Annotated in this window: 17 protein-coding genes; 5 read left to right on the forward strand and 12 right to left on the reverse strand. The window is 69.1% G+C overall.

Annotated features, from left to right (window positions below):
• Nucleotides 1-341 precede the first annotated feature (341 nt).
• The 5 genes from ahcY to secA all read right to left on the reverse strand — a co-directional run bounded on the left by ahcY (nt 342) and on the right by secA (nt 8,284).
• Nucleotides 342-1,742, reverse strand: a complete 1,401-nt coding sequence (ahcY, locus tag AC3IF3_RS04700) for an adenosylhomocysteinase (RefSeq protein ID WP_489219911.1) — start codon at nt 1,740-1,742, stop codon at nt 342-344.
• Nucleotides 1,743-1,897: 155 nt separating this feature from the next.
• Complete coding sequence (locus tag AC3IF3_RS04705; protein WP_243969729.1) at nt 1,898-2,302, reverse strand: CsbD family protein; 405 nt, start codon at nt 2,300-2,302, stop codon at nt 1,898-1,900.
• Between the two features lie 305 nt (nt 2,303-2,607).
• Nucleotides 2,608-4,551, reverse strand: a complete 1,944-nt coding sequence (locus tag AC3IF3_RS04710; protein WP_489227540.1) for a potassium transporter Kup — start codon at nt 4,549-4,551, stop codon at nt 2,608-2,610.
• 153 nt (nt 4,552-4,704) lie between these two features.
• Nucleotides 4,705-5,385, reverse strand: a complete 681-nt coding sequence (gene bioD / locus AC3IF3_RS04715) for a dethiobiotin synthase (RefSeq protein ID WP_489227542.1) — start codon at nt 5,383-5,385, stop codon at nt 4,705-4,707.
• Between the two features lie 7 nt (nt 5,386-5,392).
• Entirely contained in the window at nt 5,393-8,284 is a 2,892-nt protein-coding gene (gene secA, locus AC3IF3_RS04720) for a preprotein translocase subunit SecA (protein ID WP_489231241.1), read from the reverse strand.
• A 260-nt stretch (nt 8,285-8,544) separates the two neighbouring features.
• Between secA and AC3IF3_RS04725 the strand changes: the two genes are divergently transcribed.
• Complete coding sequence (locus tag AC3IF3_RS04725; protein WP_489227544.1) at nt 8,545-9,453, forward strand: peptidylprolyl isomerase; 909 nt, start codon at nt 8,545-8,547, stop codon at nt 9,451-9,453.
• 36 nt (nt 9,454-9,489) lie between these two features.
• On the opposite strand, the gene AC3IF3_RS04730 is transcribed toward AC3IF3_RS04725, so the two are convergent.
• From AC3IF3_RS04730 to hemH, 4 genes are all read right to left on the reverse strand, one after another.
• Nucleotides 9,490-9,786 (reverse strand): type II toxin-antitoxin system RelE/ParE family toxin, encoded by a 297-nt coding sequence (locus AC3IF3_RS04730; protein WP_489227546.1) that lies wholly within the window; start codon nt 9,784-9,786, stop codon nt 9,490-9,492.
• Complete coding sequence (locus AC3IF3_RS04735) at nt 9,783-10,040, reverse strand: type II toxin-antitoxin system ParD family antitoxin (RefSeq protein WP_243964667.1); 258 nt, start codon at nt 10,038-10,040, stop codon at nt 9,783-9,785. Before AC3IF3_RS04735 ends, AC3IF3_RS04730 begins: the two co-directional genes overlap by 4 nt.
• A gap of 119 nt (nt 10,041-10,159) precedes the next feature.
• A complete protein-coding gene (locus AC3IF3_RS04740; RefSeq protein WP_243964666.1) occupies nt 10,160-10,318 on the reverse strand; it encodes a hypothetical protein in 159 nt (52 codons plus the stop codon).
• 94 nt (nt 10,319-10,412) lie between these two features.
• The gene (hemH, locus tag AC3IF3_RS04745; protein WP_489227548.1) at nt 10,413-11,495 is read right to left on the reverse strand and encodes a ferrochelatase; all 1,083 of its coding nucleotides are present in this window, start codon (nt 11,493-11,495) and stop codon (nt 10,413-10,415) included.
• Between the two features lie 276 nt (nt 11,496-11,771).
• Here hemH and AC3IF3_RS04750 point away from each other — a divergent pair, with 276 nt between their 5' ends.
• Complete coding sequence (locus AC3IF3_RS04750) at nt 11,772-12,461, forward strand: uracil-DNA glycosylase (protein WP_489227549.1); 690 nt, start codon at nt 11,772-11,774, stop codon at nt 12,459-12,461.
• A gap of 19 nt (nt 12,462-12,480) precedes the next feature.
• Here AC3IF3_RS04750 and AC3IF3_RS04755 read toward each other — a convergent pair whose 3' ends face one another.
• Complete coding sequence (locus AC3IF3_RS04755; RefSeq protein WP_489227551.1) at nt 12,481-12,873, reverse strand: hypothetical protein; 393 nt, start codon at nt 12,871-12,873, stop codon at nt 12,481-12,483.
• A 270-nt stretch (nt 12,874-13,143) separates the two neighbouring features.
• Here AC3IF3_RS04755 and AC3IF3_RS04760 point away from each other — a divergent pair, with 270 nt between their 5' ends.
• Entirely contained in the window at nt 13,144-13,608 is a 465-nt protein-coding gene (locus AC3IF3_RS04760) for an AMP-dependent synthetase (protein WP_489227553.1), read from the forward strand.
• 28 nt (nt 13,609-13,636) lie between these two features.
• Here the strand turns inward: AC3IF3_RS04760 and AC3IF3_RS04765 are convergent, their stop codons facing one another.
• Together AC3IF3_RS04765 and AC3IF3_RS04770 are read right to left on the reverse strand one after the other, a co-directional pair.
• A complete protein-coding gene (locus tag AC3IF3_RS04765; protein ID WP_489227555.1) occupies nt 13,637-14,212 on the reverse strand; it encodes a disulfide bond formation protein B in 576 nt (191 codons plus the stop codon).
• 14 nt (nt 14,213-14,226) lie between these two features.
• Complete coding sequence (locus tag AC3IF3_RS04770) at nt 14,227-14,382, reverse strand: DUF5993 family protein (protein ID WP_243964660.1); 156 nt, start codon at nt 14,380-14,382, stop codon at nt 14,227-14,229.
• A 275-nt stretch (nt 14,383-14,657) separates the two neighbouring features.
• Here AC3IF3_RS04770 and AC3IF3_RS04775 point away from each other — a divergent pair, with 275 nt between their 5' ends.
• Nucleotides 14,658-15,476, forward strand: coding sequence for an enoyl-CoA hydratase (locus tag AC3IF3_RS04775; protein WP_489227557.1), 819 nt, complete (start codon nt 14,658-14,660; stop codon nt 15,474-15,476).
• Nucleotides 15,477-15,618: 142 nt separating this feature from the next.
• Nucleotides 15,619-15,915 (forward strand): hypothetical protein, encoded by a 297-nt coding sequence (locus tag AC3IF3_RS04780; RefSeq protein ID WP_489219917.1) that lies wholly within the window; start codon nt 15,619-15,621, stop codon nt 15,913-15,915.
• The last annotated feature ends 18 nt before the right edge of the window (nt 15,916-15,933 follow it).

Raw genomic sequence — 15,933 nt, forward strand, 5'->3', positions numbered from 1 at the left:
TGTCCCCGCCCACCGACGGCGATGCGAGCAGCGCGCGCCATCGCGCGGCGCAAGACGCACCGTCCCCGCGGCGGTTCCCCTGAACCGGCGCGGCCCCATCGATCAAAGATTCGTCTGCACTCTACCGTGCGTCGGAATCGACCCGGAAGGGGAACGAAGCGTGGCTGTGGGCCGGTCGCGCATAATGAGTCGTTAACGACACACAGAAGACACAGTTCGATCCCGCATACACGGCTTGACAACGAGCAAGGCCCGACGCAGTGCGCCGGGCCTCGCAGGCCGTCCTCGAAATCCGAACCGGCGGACGGACCGGAACCCGGTCGCGCCGCGGGTCCAGTGCGTCAGTAGCGGTAGTGCTCGGACTTGAACGGGCCGGACTCCGAGACGCCGATATAGGCCGCCTGGTCCGGGCGCAGCTTCGAGAGCTTGACGCCGATCTTCTCCAGATGCAGGGCCGCGACCTTCTCGTCGAGGGTCTTGGGCAGGGTGTAGACCTGCTTCTGGTACCTGCCCGGGTTGGTCCAGAGCTCGATCTGGGCCAGCGTCTGGTTGGTGAACGAGGCCGACATCACGAAGGACGGGTGACCCGTGGCGTTGCCGAGGTTCACCAGGCGCCCCTCCGAGAGGAGGATGATGCGGTGGCCGTCCGCGAAGGTGATCTCGTCCACCTGCGGCTTGATGTTCGACCACCGGAGGTTCTTCAGGCCGGCGACCTGAATCTCGTTGTCGAAGTGGCCGATATTGCACACGATCGCGCGGTCCTTCATGGCCCGCATGTGCTCGATCGTGATGATGTCCTTGTTGCCCGTGGCGGTGACGAAGATGTCGGCCCGCGGGGCGGCATCCTCCATGGTCACGACCTCGTAACCCTCCATAGCGGCCTGGAGCGCGCAGATCGGGTCGATCTCCGACACGAGCACGCGGCAGCCGGCGTTCCGCAGGGACGCGGCCGAGCCCTTGCCGACATCGCCGAAGCCCGCGACCATGGCGACCTTGCCGGCCATCATCACGTCGGTGCCGCGGCGGATGCCGTCGACCAGCGACTCCTTGCAGCCGTAGAGGTTGTCGAACTTCGACTTGGTCACCGAGTCGTTCACGTTGATCGCCGGGAAGAGCAGCTTGCCCTCCTTGGCCAGCACGTAGAGGCGATGGACGCCGGTGGTGGTCTCCTCGGAGACGCCCTTGATGCTGTCGGCGAGACCGGCGAACCAGCCCTTCGGCTTCTCGGCGAGCTTCTTCTTGAGCAGCGCGAAGAAGATCTCCTCCTCCTCGCTCTCCGGCTTGTCGAGGAAGGCGGTGTCTCCGTTCTCGGCGCGCAGGCCGAGATGGACGAACATGGTGGCGTCGCCGCCGTCGTCGAGGATCATGTTCGGCATGCCGCCGTCATGCCAGTCGAACAGGCGCGAGGTGTAGTCCCAGTAATCCTCGAGGGTCTCGCCCTTCACGGCGAAGACCGGGATGCCCGCGGCCGCGACGGCGGCGGCGGCGTGGTCCTGGGTGGAGTAGATGTTGCACGAGACCCAGCGGATGTCGGCGCCGAGCGCCTTCAGGGTCTCGATCAGCACCGCGGTCTGGATCGTCATGTGGAGCGAGCCGGCGATCTTGGCGCCCTTCAGGGGCTGCGCAGCGCCGTACTCCTCGCGGACCGCCATCAGGCCCGGCATCTCCGTCTCGGCGATCGAGATCTCCTTGCGGCCGTACTCGGCCAGCTCGATGTCCTTGACGATGTAATCCTTGGCCATGACGCGGCTGCTCCGTGTTCGCGTTTCGGTTCGGAGCCAGCCTCTATCACCTCGAGCGGCGCGAAGCAATCAAGACATAAACATGTCTTTATGCGTTCCGGGCGGGGGGACGGCCGTCGATCCGGCCGCCCCGCCGCCCGGCGGGATCGCGTGCCTCAGCGATTGGGCCGAGCCAGCCAGCCGAGACCGAACGCGACCGCGGCCACGAGGGCGAGCGTCGCGGCCCGGTTCTCGTCCGCGCGTGCCGCGAGGTGGCGGCCGTGATGAACGGCCCGGTCGCGATAGTGCTGGCCCCGCTCGATGGCCTCGTCAGCCAGGTCCCGGCCGCGCTGGCTGACTTCACGATACCGGGTCCGGCCCTCCTCGACGAGGTGCTCACCCCCGTCGCGCAGGTCGCGAACGGCGTCGCGCGCCTCGCCGTAGGCATACTGAGCCGCGCCGGCGGCCTGATCGTAGGCGCCCTCGAACTGGTCCCCGGCCCGGCCGCGCACCGCTCCGGCCACCGTCTTGGCCCGGCCCCGGAGATGGCGGACACCGCCCTCGATATGATCTCTGTTCATCTGTCCTCCGATCCGGCGCGCGCCGTTGGGCGCGTCGCCTAGGTCGGGGCGGAACGAGGCGGGACGGCAACGGTTCCCCGCAAATCGGGGAACGGCGCCTCAAGGTTTCGTGCGTCGCTTGCGGACCTGCCGGGGAAATTCCGGCGCCTCAGCAGTCGTCGCCCGTCGCGTGGCGGATACGGCGCGGCGGTCGGCCCGACCCGGTGGGCCGGAACGGTATCCGTACTCTTCCGAAGCCTGTCGATGGTCCTGCCGGATCGCGTCGAAGATTTGTAGGGCGGCGTGCCTCTTCTCGGGCACGCCGATCAGATCTCGATCTCGGTGCCCACCTCCACCACCTGCCGGGTCGGCACGCCGAAGAAGGCGCCGGTGCGCTCGGCGTTGCGCTGCATGAAGGCGAACAGCCCCTCCCGCCAGGGCATCATCCCGCGGTCGTCGCTCTTCGGGATGATGGTCTCGTGCCCCACGAAGACGGTCATGTCTTCGAGGACGTGCGGCGGCAGGTGCCGGGATTCCACCGCGCAGGCGAGGCCCTCCGGGATCGAGGCCTCCTCCATGAACCCGTAGCGAAGGATCACCCGGTAGAAATCCGGCGCCAGGATCGTGACATGGGCGCGCTGCGCCGTTGGGACGGTCGGCGTCTCCTCGTAGAGCGCCGTGATGATCAGGATTCGCTCCATCAGCGCGTGATTGCGCTCCACGAATCGCGACAGGTGCAGCGGGATCCCGTGCTCGGCCGCGGACAGGAACGCCGCCGTCCCCGGCAGACGCAGCAGCGGGCGGTGCTGCAGACCGGACAGGAAGACGTCCTCCGGCAATCGCAGGGCCACGCGGGCCTCCTCGACCAGCTCGTTGCCCCTCTTCCAGGTCAGCATCATCAGCGCGACGAGACCGGCCAGCACCAGGGGAAACCAGCCCCCCTCCAGGATCTTCACGCTGTTGGCGGCCAGAAACACGGCGTCGATGACCAGGAAGAAGCCGTTCACCGCGAAGACGAGAATCGGATTGTAGCCCCAACGCAGCGCGATCAGCGCCGCGAGCAGCGTGGTGATGCCCATCAGCATCGACACCGCGATCCCGTAGGCACCGGCCAGGGCGTCGGAGGATTCGAACATCACCACCGCCACGATGGTAGCCACCGCGAGCAGCCAGTTCACCATCGGCACGTAGATCTGTCCGCGCTCGTCGCGCGCCGTCTGTACGATGCGCATCGCCGGGAGGAACCCGAGCTGGACCGATTGCTGGGTCAGCGAAAACACCCCCGAAATGATCGCCTGCGAGGCGATGATCGTCGCCATCGTGGCGAGGAGAATGAGCGGCAGGTGGGCCCAGTCCGGGCACAGGCGGAAGAATGGGTTCTCGAGGGCATCGGGATCGGCGAGCAGCAGCGCGCCCTGGCCGAAATAGTTGAGCACCAGCGCGGGCAGGACCAGCACGAACCAGGCGGCACGGATCGGCAAGGCACCGAAATGGCCGAGATCGGCATACATGGCCTCGCCGCCGGTCACCGCCAGGAAGGCCGCGCCCAGCATCGCGAAGCTGACGGGCAGCCCGGCATGCAGCATGAAGTCCAACGCCTGGTACGGGTTGGCGGCCGCGAGGATCTCCGGCCGGCCTACGATGCCGCCGATGCCGAGCAGGGCCAGGACCACGAACCAGACCATCATGACCGGCCCGAACACCCGGCCGATGGCGGCCACGCCCTTGTGCTGCACCAGGAACAGCCCGATCAGGATGACCAGGGTGATCGGCACCACGTACGGCCCGAGCGCGGGCGCATCGACCTTCAGGCCCTCGACCGCCGACAGCACCGAGATCGCCGGGGTGATCGCCCCGTCGCCATAGAGAAGCGCCGCGCCCACGAGCCCGACCACCAGCAGCAGCGCCTTCCACGTCCCCGGCCGCGCCTGCCGGGCGCCGAGCAGCGCCAGCATGGCCACGATGCCGCCCTCGCCGCGGTTGTCGGCCCGCAGGATCAGCACCGCGTATTTCAGCGATACGATCAGGATCAGCGACCACAGGATCAGCGACACCGCCCCCGTGGCCGCCGCCGGCACCGAGGCCCCCCCGGCGGTGGCCGCCTTCACCGCCTCCTTGAACGCGTAGAGCGGGCTCGTGCCGATATCGCCGTAGACAACGCCCAGGGCACCGAGGATCAGCGCCGGCCGCAACCGGCCGTGGGCAGGATCATGCGCATGTTCGGCGGCGTCCGGAATCGGAGCCGCGGCGGGGGCAAGGGACTCACTCAACGGACCAGCTCCCGCAGGACCCTGCCCGATCTGGGCGGGTCGATGCCACGCGACAGGTAGCGGCCACGGCCACACCGTCCAGCGCGGACAGGGCCGCCGCCGCGACGAACGAGATTCGCCGTCGCCGCATATCATCCAGTCGGATCACCCGCCTCATCCGATGCCGATCAGGTCTGCCAGGGCGTCGGGGCAGGCGGCACCGCGTCCGAGGCAGACGACCGGCGTATCGGCGTGGCGGGCGATCGACGCGGCCACGGTGCCGGCAGGCGCCGGCGCGCCCGCGCTCTCGCTGACAACGACCCCGAGCAGCGGGATGCCGTGCCGGCGCAGGGTCTCGCAGGCGGTGAGCGCGTGGCTGATCGCCCCGAGATAACTGCCGGAGACGAGGAGCGTCGGCACCCCGAGCGCCCGCAGCCAGTCGAGGCCCGTCGCCGACCCGGTGACCGGGCTCATCAGGCCACCGACCCCCTCGATCAGCAGCAGGTCGTCCGTTCCGCCGATCTGCGCGCGGCACCAGCCGACGAGATCGCCGAGGTCCAGGGACCGGCCCTCCAGGACGGCCGCCTGGTCGGGCGCGAGCGGCGCCGAGAAGCGCCAGGGCGAGCAGGCTTCCACGGCTCCCTCGTCGAGGGCGATCGCCTGCGCGTCGAGCAGGCGGGCGGTGTCGCTCTCGGCGAAGGCCGGATCGTTCAACGGCGGGACGCCGCTCGCGAGCGGCTTCACGGTTCGGACCCGCCGACCCAGCGCCCGGAGGCGCCGGGTCAGGGCCGCGGTGACGTAGGTCTTGCCGATCTCGGTGCCAGCCCCGGCGACGAAGACCGCCCGCGCCGCCATGGCGGCCTCAGGCCTGGAGGCTGCCGTGGCAGTGCTTGTACTTCTTGCCGGAGCCGCAGGGGCACGGCTCGTTGCGCCCGACGCGGCCCCAGGTGGCGGCATCGTTCGGATCGCGCTCCAGCACCGCCCCGTCCACCGCCAGACCCTGCGCGGCGAAGCCGTAGGCCGGGCCGCCACCGCCATCGCTGCCCGAGCCGAAGCCGGCATAGTCCATCTCGTTCTCGCCGGTGACCGGGTCGAGATGCTGGGCGAACATCGGCGGCAGGGCCGGCCCGCCCGGCGGGAATTCGGCTTGCGGCTCCTGCATCATGATCTCGACCCGCGAGAGCTGTGCGGTGACCTGCTCGCGCAGGGCGGTCACTAGGCCGTTGAACAGGTCGAACGCCTCGGACTTGTACTCGTTGAGCGGATCGCGCTGGGCGAAGCCGCGCCAGCCGATCACCTGCCGGAGGTGATCGAGGGTCACGAGATGCTCGCGCCAGAGATGGTCGAGGGTCTGGAGCAGCACCTGTTTCTCGATATAGGCGGTGACCTCGGCGCCGTTCTTCTCGGTCCGGGCCGCGTAGGCCTCCTCGGCCGCCTTGAGCAGGCGCTCGCGCATCTCCTCGTCGGCGATGCCCTCCTCCTTGGCCCAGTCCTCGACCGGCGCGTCGAGGTTGAGAACCTCCCTCACCTGCTCGCGCAGACCGGCGACGTCCCATTGCTCGGCGTAGGCGTTCTGGGGGATGAACCGGGCGACGAGGTCGTCGATCACGCCCTCACGCATCTCGTCCACGGTCTCCCGGACGCTGTCCTGGCCCATGAAGTCCCGGCGCTGCTCGAACACGACCTTGCGCTGGTCGTTCATGACATTGTCGTACTTGAGCACGTTCTTGCGCATGTCGAAGTTGCGCGCCTCGACCTTCTGCTGCGCCTTCTCGATGGCCTTGTTGATCCAGGGATGGATGATCGCCTCGCCCTGCTCCAGGCCGAGCTTCTGCAGCATCCCGTCCATGCGGTCAGAGCCGAAGATCCGCATCAGGTCGTCCTGAAGCGACAGGTAGAACTTCGAGCGGCCGGGATCGCCCTGGCGGCCCGAGCGGCCACGGAGCTGGTTGTCGATGCGCCGGGATTCGTGGCGCTCGGTGCCGATGATGTAGAGGCCGCCCGGCAGGTCCTTCTTGCGGCCCGCTTCCGGATCCGCCTTCTCGCCCGAGGCCAGCACCTTGGCGCGGTTCTCGGCGATCTCGGACTTGATCGCCTCGATCCGGGCATCCCGCTCCGGCCCTTCGGGCAGGGTGGCGAGTTCCTTCTCGACCCGCATCTCGATGTTGCCGCCGAGCTTGATGTCGGTGCCGCGGCCGGCCATGTTGGTGGCGATGGTGATCGCCCCGGGCACGCCGGCCTCGGCGACGATGTAGGCCTCCTGCTCGTGGAAGCGGGCGTTCAGCACCGCGAAGCGCTTGGTCACCCGGCCCTCGCGGGCGGCCTTGTAGACGTCGGTCAGCGCGTTCGGATCCGAGTAGTCGAGCAGGGTGTAGCCGGCCTTCTTGAGCATCTCGGCCAGATGCTCCGACTTCTCGATCGAGCCGGTGCCGACCAGGATCGGCTGGTGGCGGCTATGCGCCCGGTCGATCTCCGCGATGATGCCCTCGTACTTCTCGCCGACCGTGCGATAGACCTCGTCGTCCTCGTCGACGCGCTCGACCTCCTTGTTGGTCGGGATATCGACGACGTCGAGCTTGTAGATCTCGGCGAACTCGTCGGCTTCCGTCGAGGCCGTGCCGGTCATACCCGCCAGCTTCTTGTACAGTCGAAAATAGTTCTGGAAGGTGATTGAGGCGAGCGTCTGGTTCTCGGGCTGGATCGTGACCCGCTCCTTGGCCTCCAGAGCCTGGTGCAGCCCCTCCGAGTAGCGCCGGCCCTGCATCATACGGCCGGTGAACTCGTCAATGATCACCACCTCGTCGTTCTTGACGATGTAGTCCTTGTCCCGGGTGAACAGCGTGTGGGCGCGCAGGGCCTGGTTCACGTGGTGGACCAGGCTGACGTTGTGCGCGTCGTAGAGGTCCCCGTCCTTGAGCAGGCCGACCTCGCGCAGCGTCTCCTCCACGAACTCATTGCCGGCTTCCGTGAGCGAGACCGTGCGCTGCTTCTCGTCCAGGTCGTAGTGCTCGCGCACGAGCCGGGGCAGGATCGCATCGACGGCGACATACAGTTCGGAGCGGTCATCCACCGGCCCGGAGATGATCAGCGGCGTGCGCGCCTCGTCGATCAGGATCGAGTCGACCTCGTCCACGATGGCGTAGTTGTGCCCCCGCTGCGCCAGCTGGGACATCTCGTACTTCATGTTGTCGCGCAGGTAGTCGAACCCATACTCATTGTTGGTGCCGTAGGTGATGTCGCAGGCATAGGCGTCCTTGCGCTGCGCGTCGTCGAGCCCGTGCACGATCGTCCCGACGGTGAGGCCGAGGAACCGGTAGAGCTGGCCCATCCACTCGGCGTCGCGGGCGGCGAGATAATCGTTCACGGTGACGACGTGGACGCCCCTGCCCTCCAGGGCGTTGAGATAGACCGGCAGCGTCGCCACCAGGGTCTTGCCCTCGCCGGTCTTCATCTCGGCGATGCCGCCCTCGTGCAGCACCATGCCGCCGATGAGCTGCACGTCGAAGTGGCGCTGGCCGAAGACGCGCTTGGCCGCCTCGCGCACCGTGGCGAAGGCCGGCACGAGGATGTCGTCGAGGCTCTTGCCGCCCGCGAGTTCCGCCTTCAGCATGTCGGTGCGGGCGCGCAGCGCCTCGTCCGACAGGGTCTGGATCTCCGCCTCCAGCGCATTGATCTGCGCGACGCGCGGACGGTAGCCCTTGACGCGGCGGTCGTTGGAGGAGCCGAAAATCTTCTTGGCGATGGAGCCGAGCATCATGGACCTGCGGACGCGCGAGCCCGCCCACGGGTGAGCGTGGCGGGCCGGCCTGGGCGGAGTTGGCCGGGCTTATAGAGGTAAACATCGCCCGGCGCACCTGAAAGAGGCGGGCCCGACGCGCGTCGGCGCGGTCACGGTTGCGGGATGGTGGGCACGGCAGCGCTTGCCTTCTCGGGCGACGCGGGCCACCTCTGCCGCGGCCTGCCGCCCGGCGCGATCCGGAGCGGCCACGAGACGTCAGCCGAGGATTCTGCCCCATGCTTCACACCGCCCTCCTCCGGCGCGTCAGCGCGCTGGCCGTCATGATCGCGATGCCGGGCCTCGCCCTGGCCCAGGCGCCCCAGAAGGCTCCGGCCCCGATGACGACGCCCGCCGCGAACACGTCGGCCGGGCCCGACTCCGTGGTGGCGAGCGTCAACGGAAAGCCGATCACGCAGGGCGACCTCGCCATCGCGGCCGACGACCCGGCCCTATCGCTGCCGGGCGTCGACGAGGCGCAGAAGAAGAACCTGCTGGTCGACTACATGGTCGACCTGCGGGTCGGCGCCCAGGCCGCCGAGACGGCCAAGATCGGCGACACCCCGGAGTTCAAGCGCAAGCTCGCCTATTTCCGCGACAAGCTCCTGCTGGACGACTACCTGGAGCAGGAGGCCAAGCGCGCGGTCACCCCGGAAGCCGAGCACGCGATCTACGATCAGACCGTCAAGCTGATGAAACCCGAGGAGGAGGTGCATGCCCGCCACATCCTCGTGGACAACGAGGCCGAGGCGAAGGCCATTGCGGCGCGGATCAAGGGCGGCGAGGATTTCGCCAAGGTCGCGGCCGAGACCTCGAAGGATCCGGGCTCGAAGGCCGAGGGCGGCGATCTCGGCTGGTTCACCAAGGAGCGGATGGTCCCGGACTTCGCCAACGCCGCCTTCGCGATGAAGCCCGGCCAGGTCTCCGACCCGGTGAAGACGCAGTTCGGCTGGCACGTGATCAAGGTCGAGGAGAAGCGGACCAAGCCGCAGCCGACCTTCGACGAGCTCAAGGACCAGATCGATCAGCACCTGGTCCGCAAGGCGCAGCAGGACCTGATCCTGAAGCTCCGCGCGGACGCGAAGATCGTGCGCACCGACGCTCCCGCCGAGGCGGCTCAGCCGGCGCCGGAGACGAAGAAGCCCTGATCCAAGCGCGATCGACGGTCGGGCTTGATAGTCCGGTCAGGATGGGAACAGGCGTGTGGCATGATCGACCGTGCCACGCAGGATGTGCAGGATGACGACGGCATCAGTCTCGACCTTGTAGAAAATCAGGTAATCGCCCTGCACACGCCGTCGAACGCCACGGTCCTCGTGGCGGGGAACCAACGGAAAGCGCTCGGGGAAATCAGCCAGCGCCAGGCAGGCCATGCGCAGCCCCTGCACGAAACTGAGGGCGCGCTTCGGATTGTCCTGCGCGATGTAATCGCCGAGCCCTTCCAGATCGTGTTCCGCCGCGTCCGTGAAACGGACGATCATTCCGTCTCGCCGCTGAGCGCCCGATACTTGCGCTCCAGCCGGTCGAAGACCTCCTCGGCCGACTTGGTCTGCCCGGTTTGAGCCTCAGCGAGGCCGATCGCAATCGATTGATCCAACGTAGCGAGGCTCGCTTCCCGGTCGCGGATCAGACGGACACCTTCCCGCAGCACCTCGCTCTCGGACGTGTATCGGCCGGTTTCGACCAGCCGCGTCACGAAGGCCTCAAGCTTATCCCCGAGATCGGCACGAATCATCGCGTCCTCCAGATGGGCGGATCCGTCCAAGCTAACCAAACCCATCGACTGCGGTCATGGAAAAACGCAGCCTCGCGCTGCATCTCTTGGCCTGGCGTACTGAGGGTCGGTCGCGCCCGTCAGTACGGCCGGTCGGGGACGAGGTAGCTCGACTGCGCCGGCGCGGGCTGTGGCGTGACGCCGAGGGCGGTGAGCTCGGCGCTGCGGCGTCCTTCGGCGATTCGGTCGAGGATCGCGATCAGCAGCCACGGACACGCGATCCCGATGAAGAACGCCATGTGATCCTCCGACGCCGGATCCCTGAACCGTCCAGCTTCGGACGATGATAGGTCGGTCCCGGCCGTCCGCAAGCGGCGCCCCGGCGCTTTCGCGTCAGATCCAGCCCTGAAGTTCCCGGCGCACGACGTTCTCGATGACCTTCATGCCGAGGTCGGTGTCGTTCAGGCAGGGGATGTAGGCGAAGCGCTCGCCGCCGTTGCCCTCGAAATAATGGCGGTTCTCGCCGTCGAGTTCTTCCAGGGTTTCCAGGCAATCCGCCGTAAAGCCCGGGGCCACGATCGCCATGCGCTTCACGCCGGACTTCGCCAGCGCGGTCACGGTCTCATCGGTATAGGGCTTGAGCCATTCCTCGTTTCCGAAGCGCGACTGGAAGGTCACCCGCATGCGCTCCGGCGACAGCCCGAGCGCCTCGCGGATCAGCCGCCCGGTCTTGTGGCACTGGCAGTGGTAGGGATCGCCCTTGAGCAGGTAGCTCCGCGGCACCCCGTGGAACGAGGTGAGGATCACCTCGGGCTCGAAATCGAGCTTGGCCAGCCCCTCGCGGATCGAATCGGCCATGGCGGCGATGTAGACCGGGTCGTCGTGATACGGCGGCGAGACCCGTACCGTCGGCTGCCAGCGCATCTCCATCAAAGCCCGGAACGCCTGATCGCAGGCGGTGGCCGAGGTGGCGGCGGCGTATTGCGGGTAGAGCGGCACCAGCAGGATCCGGTCGCAGCCCTGGTCGAGGAGCGCCTGAAGCCGATCGGCGACCTCCGGCTTGCCGTAGCGCATGGCCCAGTCGACCACCACCGAATCGCCCATCGCGGCTTGCAGGCGCTCGCTCTGGCCGCGGGTGGTGGTCTTCAGCGGCCCTTCGTTGCGCGCGTTATTCCAGACGCTGGCATAGTCGCGGCCCTTCGGCCCGGGGCGCTTGGTCAGGATGATCAGGTTGAGGAGCGGCCACCAGATCAACCGCGGCACCTCGATGACCCGCCGGTCCGACAGAAATTCCTTGAGGTACCGGCGCATCGGCCAGTAGCTCGTGCCCTCCGGCGTGCCGAGATTCATCAGCAGGACGCCGACGCGGCCCCAGGCCACCTTCGGGTGGTCGGCCGGCAAGCCGCCCGCCGCAGGCTGCAGGGTCGTCAGGGGCCGGCCATTCGCCAGCGCGGCGGGTTCGACGCGTTCGTTCATGGCAGCGTTCCGGCGCCGCGCGCCGAGTCCTTCCTCTGGCTTCCACTAACCGGCGGCCGGCGCGGACGCCTGGCCCCGTACCGGAGACTCATACCTGTCGGGTGCGTTCCATGTAGGGTGCGATGCCGCGCGGCGAAGGGCGGACGCGAGATGCCGCACCGTGGCGCTCGTTCGACCGATGTCCCTAACCACGGGCGGCCCCGGGCCGCAACCGCCGCACCGGCGACGGGAACCGGCCGCAGCTTATCCCGACACGAAATCCGATTGCGAGACCTCATGACCGACACGCCCGTCGCCGACGCCCTCTCGGCCTTCCGTGCCTCCGGCTCGCCATGGCTGACGCTGCCATTCTTCGCGGGCGGGCAAGCCGACGCGGTGGCGGCGCGCGTCGACGCCCGGCTCGCCGCGGGCGCCCGGGTGCTGCCGGCGCCGGACCGGATCTTCCGCGCCCTCGCCGAGACGCCGCTGCCCGCGGTACGCGCGGTGATCCTCGGCCAGGATCCCTACCCCACACCCGGTGACGCCAACGGCCTCGCGTTCTCGTTCGTGGGCTCGGGCCGCCTGCCCGCCTCGCTGAAGGTGATCCTGGCGGAGGCGGGCTCGGACCGGGCGGCTGGTGGCGATCTCACGCCCTGGGCCCGGCAGGGTGTCCTGCTACTCAACAGCGCGCTGACCGTGGAGGCGGGCAAGGCGGGGGCGCATCTGCGGTTCGGATGGGCGTCCCTCACCGACGAGGCGGTGGCCGCGGTCTCGGCACGCCCGGAGCCCGCGGTCTTCCTGCTCTGGGGCGCCCAGGCCCGCGCCCGGGCGGCGCTGATCGATTCAGCCCGCCACGGGGTATTCGAGAGCGGACACCCCTCGCCACTCAACCGCGCCCGGGATTTTCCCGGCTCCGACCCGTTCGGGCGGGCCAATCACTGGCTCGCGGAGCACGGGATCCGGCCGATCGACTGGCACCTCGGCTGAACCGGGCGAGCGCGGGTCCCTATTGCGGCTTGGCGGGCTCGGCGGGCTTCGCCGGTGTCTCGGAGGCCGGCAGCAGCACGTTCTTGGCCACGGTGCCGTCGGGCCCGTACTCGCCCGCCACCGCGATGCAGGCCTGATCGCGGTTCTGCGCCATCTGGTTCGACATCAGCGTGAACATCGTCTGGACACGGTTGCCGAAGGGCCCGCGGGGCTGGACGTCCTCGATCCGCACGTTCTGCTTCGCCAGCAGCGCTTCGAACTGCTCGCTGCCGATCCGGTAGCCGCAGACATTCGACGCGGCGAAGATGTAGGCGGAAAACTCGAGGGCGCGCGGGGCCGGTGCATTCCGGATCTGCGCCTGCGCCGGGAGGGCGACAGCCATCAGGGCGGCGGGAAGGGCGATGTGGCGCATACGGGCGTGATTCCTCGATCCAGGCGGCCTCTGGCGGGCCGCCTCAAGGCGGGGAAATAGGCCGGACCGAAGCCTGGGCCAATGCGACCGAATTTGACGACAAACCTTCGGCCGGACTTCACGGCTCGTTGGCCATAGGTGCAGTCCACGGCGCCCGGGCGGGCGAAAAGCGGCTTCTCGCTTGGTCACGCGTATCGGTGAGAGGGAGTGTTAACCCGCCCGCGTCACGCCAGGGTGACGGTTTCTCCAGATCCAGGCGGTCTGCATCGCATGTACGGCGTCACATCCACGGCCGCATCCATTCCGGCCCCCGCGTCCCGCGACGCCGACAGGCGATTCCGGGCCCCGCCCATCGGCGTGGACCGGTGGACCGGTCAGGCCGTCTCCACTCCGGCGCCCTGTCCGCACGGCGTGGCCCGCTGGGCCTGCGGTGAAGGCCTCGGGGCCGGCACCGGCGTCGCGCTGCTGGTGCAGGATCTCGGGCAGGCGGAGGCGATCCGCCTCGGCCTCGCCAGGGTCGGGGTACGCGTGACCTGCCTGGACGGCACCCGCAGCGGTCAGGCCCTCGCCGACAGCCTCGCCCTGTCGGGCGCGACCCTGGTCATCGTCGATACCGCGCTGGCTGACGCCTATGCCACCGTGATGGGCCGGCTGGCGGCGTATCCGGCTCTGTGGTGGAACGGCCCCGGCGCGGATTTCGCCAGCCTCGATCTCGCCCTCGCCGAGCAGGCCTGAGCGGCGACCGTCGCGGAACCGGTGCGGGTTACGGGAGGCGGCGCTCATCCTTCAGCCAAGCGTCGAGCGCCTCGTAATGCGTCGGATCGTCCGGGCACAGGCCGCCGCCGCATTCCGCCGCCGTCGAGACGGCGTTGGCGAGGACGATGCCGAGGAACAGCAGCAGGCAGGCCTTTCCGAACAGCCCTCCGTCGTGCTGGCCCCGGGTTTCGGGCCGGAGCGCTTCCCCCACCAGGAGGAGCACGCCCACCGCTCCGATGAGCGCCACGAAGGCGATGAGCGCGAGGGTGTAGAAGTGGACGCCCATCAGCGTGGAGCCGTAGCCACCGGTCCCGGGAACCACGTGCAGGGCGACCTGCCGACCCGCGACGACGGCGCCCGCGACCGCGCTCAGGATCGTGACGCCGTAATGGGACGGCTGCGAGCCGAACCGGATGTTGAGCGCGAAGCCGACACCCGAAGCCGCGAAGGCGGCCCGCTGCAGGAGACAGAGCGGGCACGGCAATTCGCCGAGGAGGAACTGGTAGCCGAACGCCACCAGAAGAATCGCGTTGCAGCCGAGCAGCCCGAGGGCGTTGAGGGTGCGAGCGTGCGGCAGCGCCATGGTGCGTGGCTCGCTCAAAAGTTCAGGTTGAGCGCGGACGTGGCATGCGCGGACAACAGCGCGAGCGTGCCGATCAGCGAAACGAGCCAAAGTCCGATGGCGATGCCGCGCCGTCCCGCGAGGGCCGCTGCCGCGCTCCCTGCGAGACCGATGAACGGCAATACCATCATGGACGCTCTTCCCGCATGCGGGCAGCCCCGGGCAGGGCCCGGTCTGCCGACCGATCGTGCGTGCATGAGACCTTAAGCGTTCGTGAACGCGGCGGGCGCCCCCGCCCGGGACGCCGGTTCGGCGCGGACGCTGTGAGCACCCGCAGCGGCGCCGCGACCGAGAACGGCGCTGTGGCGGGTCGAGGGTGGGCATCGCGGGCGCTCGGCCTCCGTGATACCCTCCCGCCAGGAGACCGGCCCCGCGTACTGGGCGAGCCGGCAGCGGGAGACGCCCCATGACCGCTTCCGTCGCGCCGGCCGCGCCCGTTCCGGACGATCCGCAGGCCCCGGTCCTGCTGCGCAGCGATTCCGGCGGCGTTGCGACCCTGACGCTGAACCGCCCGCAGGCTCGCAATGCCCTGTCGATGGCCCTGATGGGCGCCCTTCAGGGCGAGCTCGACGCGATCGGCGCGGATCCGGCGGTGCGGGTCGTGGTGCTGCGGGGGGCCGGACCGGCTTTCTGCGCCGGGCACGACCTCAAGGAGATGCGTGCCGACCCGTCCCGGGCAGCGACGGAGGCGGTGTTTCGCACCTGCGCCCGGTTGATGCTGAGCCTGGTGCGCCTGCCGCAGCCGGTGATCGCCCAGGTCCACGGGATCGCCACGGCGGCCGGCTGCCAGCTCGTCGCCACCTGCGACCTCGCGATCTGCGCCGAGGAGGCGCGCTTCGCCACGCCGGGGGTGCAGATCGGCCTGTTCTGTTCAACCCCGATGGTCGCCCTGTCGCGTGCCGTCTCGCGCAAGGCCGCGCTGGAGATGCTGCTGGTCGGCGAGCCGATCGACGCCCGGGAGGCGCTGCGGATTGGCCTGGTCAACCGCGTCGTGCCGGATGCGGATCTCGACGCGGCGGTCGGCACCCTCGCCGAGAAGATCGCCGGAAAAGCCCGGCGGGTCCTGGCGATCGGCAAGGAGGCCTTCGGCCGGCAGGTCGAGATGGGCCTGGAGGAGGCCTACGGCTACGCGGCCGAGGTCATGACCCGGAACATGATGATGGCCGACGCCCGGGAGGGCATCGACGCCTTCCTGGGCAAACGTCCGCCCCGCTGGGAGCCGTGACGCTGCGCATCCCGAGCGACCGCTTGGCGCGATACGACGCAGGCCGGTCTGCGCGGCGCGCGTAGGCTCCGGCGCCGCCCTGCCCTAGAATCGCGGATGCGCCCGAGCTCCCCGGGCCCGGCGCCCCAACGCGGAACGGCTGATGAGCACCATCGACCTGTTCGGTCTGACGCTGGCCTTCTACGGCACGATGCCGCCGCCCCGGCCGCCGCGCCCGGAGCGCAATGGCGCGACCTGGGCCGCCGCCGTGGTGTTCGGGGGCATCTGCATCGCCATGGTCGGACCGATGATCACCATCTGGAGCTTCCACCGGCCCTATGCGGAGGCCAAGGCGCGCTGCATCCAGTCCGGCGGCCGCATCCTGTACGCGGCGCTCGACGGCAGCGGCCCGTATCGCTGCGAGCGCCCGGTCGCGGCTCCGGTCGGACCCGTGCATTAATCCGCGCCACCGCGTCCG

This window comes from Methylobacterium sp. J-118 (genome assembly GCF_057836565.1).